Genomic DNA, 6,407 nt, shown 5'->3' on the forward strand with positions numbered 1-6,407 from the left:
ATCATTCGCGTCTCTCCCTGTCGGACACCGGCGCCCGTCCGTGGCCCCCGAACGCCTCACCGACCACGCTAAGACCCGAAACGCCCCGATTCGGTAATACCGCGGACTGATCCGGGCCCGGCGGGTCGTACCGCGGTACTACGTCACACCGCTGCCGTGCGCCCGCTGTTCAGGTCGCGTTCAGGCTCGAAATGTCATCGTGCGGATCATGACCGCAGAGCATGTCCTCGATGACCGGCCCCCCGCCCCCGTACGCCGGATGGCGAACAAGGTGCCGGAGGTGACCGTCTACTTCTGGATCATCAAGGTGCTGACCACCGGCATGGGCGAGACGGCGTCGGACCTCCTGGCACGGACGCTCGGCCCGGTACCGGCGGTAGCACTCGGCGGCCTCGCCCTGGCGGCCTCCCTGACCGTCCAGTTCACTCGCCGTCGGTACGTCGCCTGGGCCTACTGGACGGCCGTCGTCATGGTCAGCGTGTTCGGCACCATGGCAGCCGACGTCCTGCACGTCGGCCTCGGCGTGCCGTACGCCGTATCGACGCCGGCCTTCCTCGCCGTACTGGCCGCAGTCTTCGTCCTCTGGTACGCGAGCGAGCGGACCCTGTCCATCCACAGCATCCGCACCCGCCGCCGCGAGACGTTCTACTGGGCGGCCGTCCTCGCCACCTTCGCCCTCGGCACCGCTGCCGGCGACCTCACGGCCACCGTCGGCTTCGGCTACCTGGGCTCGGTCGTCCTCTTCGCCGCCGCCATCTGCCTGCCCGCCCTGGCCCACCGCTTCGGCTCCCTGAACGCGGTGACCGCGTTCTGGACCGCGTACGTCATCACCCGCCCCCTCGGCGCCTCCCTCGCCGACTGGATGGCACTCGCCCACACCCGCGGCGGCCTGGGCCTCGGCCTGGCACCGGTCACACTCGCGTGGACGGCCGCGATCATCGCCGGCTCATTCTCGACATCCACGTGGAAGTCCGAACCGAGTTCGGGCTGATGGACAACCCCTTCAACTCCGTGGAACGGTTCGACGAGCGCCTGGCCGGCTACGCCTCCCGGGACGGCTGGGAAGTCGTCATCGCCTACCAGGCCGATGAGCCCGCCGGCTACATCTTCGGCTCGCCACTCATGCGCGGATCCCTGTGGTGGTCCTCCATGCGACAGCCCCAGCCGGATGAATTCACCCAGGAAACGGGAAGCCGGACTTTCGCCGTCCAAGAGGTCCTGGTCCGCGAGGCGTTCCGCAGCACCGCGGGCGCAGGAACCTCCCGGCGTTGCACGAGACGCTCCTCGCCGAGCGGGATGAGGAGCGCGCCACGCTCCTGGTCGATCCCACCCGCTCCGAGGGACGACTGAAGGCGGTATACGAGTCCTGGGGATACCGGGACATCGGCGATCAGCAGCCGTTCGACGACTCCCCCGTCTTCGCCACGATGCTGCGCGACCCGCTGCGCCATTAGCCACGTACGAACTTGACCTTGCCCCTGGGGCAGGGTCGAGCGTCCGTGTCGTCGGGCCGACCGTGCCCGGTGACGGAGGATGGCGGCGTGGACGACTACGGGGACGACGGCGAGCTGCTCACCATCGGGGCGTTCGGCGCGCGGGCCCGGCTTTCGGCCAAGGCTCTGCGGCTGTACGACCGGCTCGGGCTGCTCGCCCCCGCGTACGTCGACGAGACGAGCGGCTACCGCTACTACCGGCCGGCGCAGGCCGAACGCGCCCGGCTGGTGGCCCTGTTGCGGCAACTGGACATGCCGCTCGCCCTGATCGGCGAGCTGGTGACCCAGGCCGAGCGGGACGGGGCGGGCGCCGCCGAGCGGCTCGCCGCCTACTGGGCGGACGTCGAGGCGCGGCTCGCCGGTCAGCGCGCACTCGCCGGCTATCTCCGTGGACGACTGTCGGGGAGGAGCTCCGAGATGGACGAGCTGTACGGAACATTCGTGGTCGAGACCGTGGACGTACCCGAGCGGGTGGTGCTGACGGAGAAGCGGCACACCCTCGCGGACGAGCTGCCCGCGTGGATCGGGGCGTCGCTGGGGCGCCTGGAGGCCGGGGCCCGGGAGTGCGGGGGTGTGAGCGCGGCGCCGTTCGTCGTCTACCACTCCGAGGTGTCCATGGAGAGCGACGGTCCGGCCGAGTCGTGCGTTCCGGTCGCCGACGAGGCCGCCGCGCGGGCCTGGGCGGCGGCGCACGGGCGGTCCTGGGCGACGGCGGTACGGGTGGAGCCGGCCCGGCGGCTCGCGTACACGCGGATCACCAAGGCGCAGGTGGCCCACCCGCAGATCGTCGCCGCCTTCGAGGCGGTGGAGCGGTGGATGGCCGGGCGCGGAATCGCACCGGCGGGGCCGTGCCGCGAGGTGTACTTCGTGGACTGGGACGCGGCGGGACCGGACGACGCGGTGTGCGACATCGCGTTCCCCGTGAACGTGCCCTGAAGCATGCCCTGACAGGTGTCTGGAAGGACGCGGCCGGAATTATCCGGTCGCGTCCGCCCGGGAACCGTTCGAAGCTGGTAAGGCTCTTTCCCGTCATGCCCCGGTCACCACCCGGTCACGTGGGGCCCTGCGAACCAACGGCCGGGGTGCCATTAGCGTCTACCCCGTTGGATACCTCCACAGGACAGACACGAACAGTCGTCCCCGCGCGCCCGAGCCGAACCGAAACGGAAGTTGCAGTGGCCTTTGCCGAGCTGACCCCACGCAGACCTGCCATGCGCGCCGACAAGCCCACGCAGGCACGTGAGGTGTGGCACGAGCGGCACCGGGTGGCCCTGACGGTGACCGCCTGCGCGGTGCCGCTGTACTTCGTGTGGTGGGCGGTGTTCGCGACCGGCGGCGGCGACCTCGCCGCACAGGTGGCGTGGGCCGAGTTCGCGAAGATGTACCCGGGCTCCGCGTACAACCTGTTCTGGTACGGCGGTCTGCACGCCGCCAACTACAGCCTGATGTCGCCGTACCTGATGGCAGCGATCGGCGTCGTCGCGACCACCATGCTGTCGGGGGTCGCGGCCACGGTGCTCGGCGCGGAACTCGTCGCGCGTACGGGCGTACGGAATCCACTGTGGCCGGCCATGGCGGTGGGCTTCTCGCTGTGGTGCCAGGTGATCTCGGGGCGCTCGACGTTCGTGCTGGGCACCGCCTTCGGGATGGCGGCCGTGCTGGCGGTGGTGAGCGGGCGCGGCGCGCGGCACCTCGCCGTGGCCGCCGTGTGCGCGACGCTGGCCACCACGGGCAGCCCCGTCGCTGGTCTGTTCGTCCTCGTCGTCGGCGCCGCGTACTTCCTGACCCGCGACTGGGGCAGGGCCGCGGCCCTGCTGGTTCCCCCGGTGGCGGTCGTGGGCGTAACGACGCTGCTGTTCCCCTTCGAGGGTGAGCAGCCCATGCCTTTCACCCGGATATGGCCGCCCGTCGTGCTGTGCGCGATCATCGTCCTGACGGCCCCGAGCGCCTGGCGCACCTTGCGGCTGGGCGCCGCGGTGTACGCGCTCGGCGTGGTCCTCTGCTACCTGATCCCGACGCCGATCGGTACGAACGTCGAGCGGCTCTCCGAGCTGGCGGCCCCGGCGACGCTGCTCGCCATCTTGATGTACCGCACCGAGCAGCGGCAGGGTACGGGAGCGCGGGGTGCCGGAGAGGGGGAGACGGGCGCGGCGGCGCGGGACGAGGAGGCTCCCCGGTCGCTCCTGCCCCGACCGTCCTGGATGCCCCCGCTGCCCCACCCCTGGTTCACGTCCCGGCGGCGCGTGGTGGCCCTCGGGCTCGCGATGGCCATCGCCGTGAGCTGGCTGTCCGGCAAGACGATCGCCGACATCGTCACCAACACCACGGTGCCCGAGTGGGCCGTCAAGACGGACGGTGTCGTGGGCGAGCTGAAGCGGCTGGGCGCCGAGGAGACCCGCGTCGAGGTCGTGCCGGCCCGCGACCACCGCGAGGCCGCCATCCTCGCCCCGTACATCAACATGGCCCGCGGCTGGAACCGGCAGGCCGACGTCGAGCGGGGCCGGCTCTTCTACGAGGGCCACGGCGGCACCGCGGAGCCCGAGGGCGGCTTCTCCGCCTCTGCCTACAAGGCGTGGCTCTCCCAGTGGGCGGTCGGCTTCGTCGTCCTCGTCAACGGCGAACCGGACGGCCCAGCGAAGCTGGAACACGCCCTGGTGACCAGCGGGCCGAGCTATCTCCAGCCGGTCTGGGAGGACGCCAACTGGAAGATCTACCGGGTCAAGAACGCGACCCCGCTGGTCGACCGGCCCGCCACCGTGGTCAGCGCCGACGGCGCCAACCTCGTCGTCCGCATGCCGAAGGCCGGCGCGGTGACCGTACGGATCGCGTACTCGCCCTGGCTGTGGGCGGAGAACGGCTGCCTCACGGACGACGGCGAGTTCACCAGGCTGACCGTCGAGCAGCCCGGCGACGTCCGGATCAGCTCCGCGTACGGCGGTCCGTCCCGGGAGACGGCACTGCGGTGCGAGAAGGAGGACGACAAGCCGTAGCGCAGGCGTTGTTACTGCGTTACGGCTACGGCACAGAGAAGCGCCCGTCCCGGTCGGTCCGACCGGGACGGGCGCTTCTCTGTCAGTGGTGCCGTGTGCTCCGTACGGTCAGCCGAGCCGCGTCAGCTTCTTGTCGAAGCCGGGCTCGGTCAGGTCCTGCTGGAGCTGTACGGGTACCTTCACCGCGCCGCTCTTGCCGTCGCCCACGGTGAGGGAGCCCACCTGGGTGCCCGCCTTGGCGGAGTGCGGCAGGTCGTCGGCGGCGGCGAACGACAGCTCGACCTTCCGTCCGGCCCAGCCGACCGCCGTGACGTCCTTCGACAGCACGACCGGTGTCCGGCCGCCGAGCCCGTCGTCGACGTATCCGACGACGTCGCCCTTCTTCAGGATCTTCGACGAGAGCAGCGCCTCCCGGGCGGCGATCATCGCGGTCTTGCTGACGTGGTTCACGGTGTCGATGATCGGCGCCGTGTGCTGGGCGAGGATCGCGCCGACGACGATGGCCGTCTCCCCGCCGACCTCCTTGGTGGCGGCGAAGAGCAGGTTGCCGCCGGCGATGGAGGTGGTGCCGGTCTTGATGCCGATGCCGCCGTTGGCCGGGATGACCTCGTTGTAGTTGCGCCACTTCTTTCCCGACGGGTCGAACCAGAAGGGCTGCCTGGTGATGTCCATCAGCGCCGGCATCCGCACCAGCTGGTTGCCGAGCTTCACCTGGTCCTCGGCGGTGGAGAGGGTGCTCTCCTTGAGGCCGGAGGCGTCGGTGTAGACGGTGTTCTTCATGCCGAGTTCCTTGGCGGTGACGTTCATCTTCTTGATGAACGCGGCCTCGGTCCCCAGGTCCCAGCGGGCCAGCAGCCGCGCGATGTTGTTCGCGGACGGGATCATGACGGCCGACAACGCCTGCTTGAGGGTGAGGACGTCGCCCTTGCGGACGGTGTCGAGGGTCGACTCGCCCTTGCCGTCCGTGTTGTAGCCGCCCTCCTTCTCGGCGGTCGCGTCGACCGTGATCTTCGGGCCCTCCTCGCCGACCTTCAGCGGGTGGTCCTTGAGGACGATGTACGCGGTCATCGCCTTGGCGACCGACCCGATGGCGACCGGCTTCTGCTCGCCGAACTTCCCCATGGTGCCGATGCCGTTGACGTCCATCCAGCCCTGGCCGTCGGACGGCCACGGCAGAGCGGCGGCCGTTCCGTCGAAGGTGTAGGAGTCCTTGGCGGTCAGCGTGAGCTCGGGGGCCGGCAGCGGACGCATCGCCTGTACGACTGCGAAGACGATCGCCAACAGGACGGCCACCGGCGACCAGATCTTGATACGCCGCGCGATCGTCCGCACCGCGGTGTCCCGGGGCGGCGGAGTGTTCGTCAGCTCGGCCAGCAGATCCAACGGCGGCAGCGGCGGCAACGGCTGCTGCGTCGTCCGCTCCGGCCCGACCTGCGGAATCGCGGCGGTGGCGTCGGCGGGGGTGACGGCGCCGGGTGTGGCAGCCGCCGACTTGGGCCGCGGAGCCCCGGGCACGGAGGGCGGCTCGGCGCCGGGCGGGGGCTTGCGGGTCGCCGGGTCGTCAAGCCGCTTCAGGGCTACGAATTTGCTGGTGCGTTCAGCAACGGGCTCGCTGTTGGCTTCCGCGTCGGCGTCTACGTCGGCTTTCGCGCCGGCGGCGGCGGTGGCGGCGGCGGTGGCGGCGGCGGCGGCGCCGGCGGTGGCGGCGGCGGAGTTGGCATCGGCCGCAGCGGAGGCGTTCGCGCGGGGGTCGGCGTCGCGCCTGTCGCCCTTGGGCTTCACGCGCGGGACGTCGCCCAGTTTGAGCATCCTCGTGGGCTGGTCGACGGGGGGTGCGGCGGGTGGACGGGGGGGGTTTGAGGGGGGGGGGGGGTGGGGTTGGGGGGGGTCATAGTGGGGGGGGTTTTTTGGGGGCGGGGGGTGG

The 6,407-nt window shown here is 71.0% G+C and carries 4 protein-coding genes and 1 pseudogene; 4 read left to right on the forward strand and 1 reads right to left on the reverse strand.

Translation table 11 applies throughout. The features are described 5' to 3' along the window. Window positions 1-208 precede the first annotated feature (208 nt). From ADL01_RS15855 to ADL01_RS15870, 4 genes are all read left to right on the forward strand, one after another. Entirely contained in the window at window positions 209-991 is a 783-nt protein-coding gene (locus ADL01_RS15855) for a hypothetical protein (RefSeq protein ID WP_053742646.1), read from the forward strand. Window positions 992-1,268: 277 nt separating this feature from the next. Further along, the gene (locus ADL01_RS46160) at window positions 1,269-1,454 is read left to right on the forward strand and encodes an acetyltransferase (RefSeq protein ID WP_234354645.1); all 186 of its coding nucleotides are present in this window, start codon (window positions 1,269-1,271) and stop codon (window positions 1,452-1,454) included. A 69-nt stretch (window positions 1,455-1,523) separates the two neighbouring features. Continuing rightward, the gene (locus tag ADL01_RS15865) at window positions 1,524-2,429 is read left to right on the forward strand and encodes a MerR family transcriptional regulator (RefSeq protein ID WP_078960546.1); all 906 of its coding nucleotides are present in this window, start codon (window positions 1,524-1,526) and stop codon (window positions 2,427-2,429) included. 275 nt (window positions 2,430-2,704) lie between these two features. After that, on the forward strand, window positions 2,705-4,483 hold the full coding sequence (locus ADL01_RS15870; RefSeq protein ID WP_234354646.1) for a hypothetical protein: 1,779 nt from the start codon (window positions 2,705-2,707) through the stop codon (window positions 4,481-4,483). A gap of 108 nt (window positions 4,484-4,591) precedes the next feature. Here the strand turns inward: ADL01_RS15870 and ADL01_RS15875 are convergent. After that, window positions 4,592-6,407: pseudogene (locus ADL01_RS15875) on the reverse strand (D-alanyl-D-alanine carboxypeptidase); the annotation flags it as partial.

The sequence above is a fragment of the Streptomyces sp. NRRL WC-3618 genome (genome assembly GCF_001280005.1).
GTDB lineage: Bacteria > Actinomycetota > Actinomycetes > Streptomycetales > Streptomycetaceae > Streptomyces.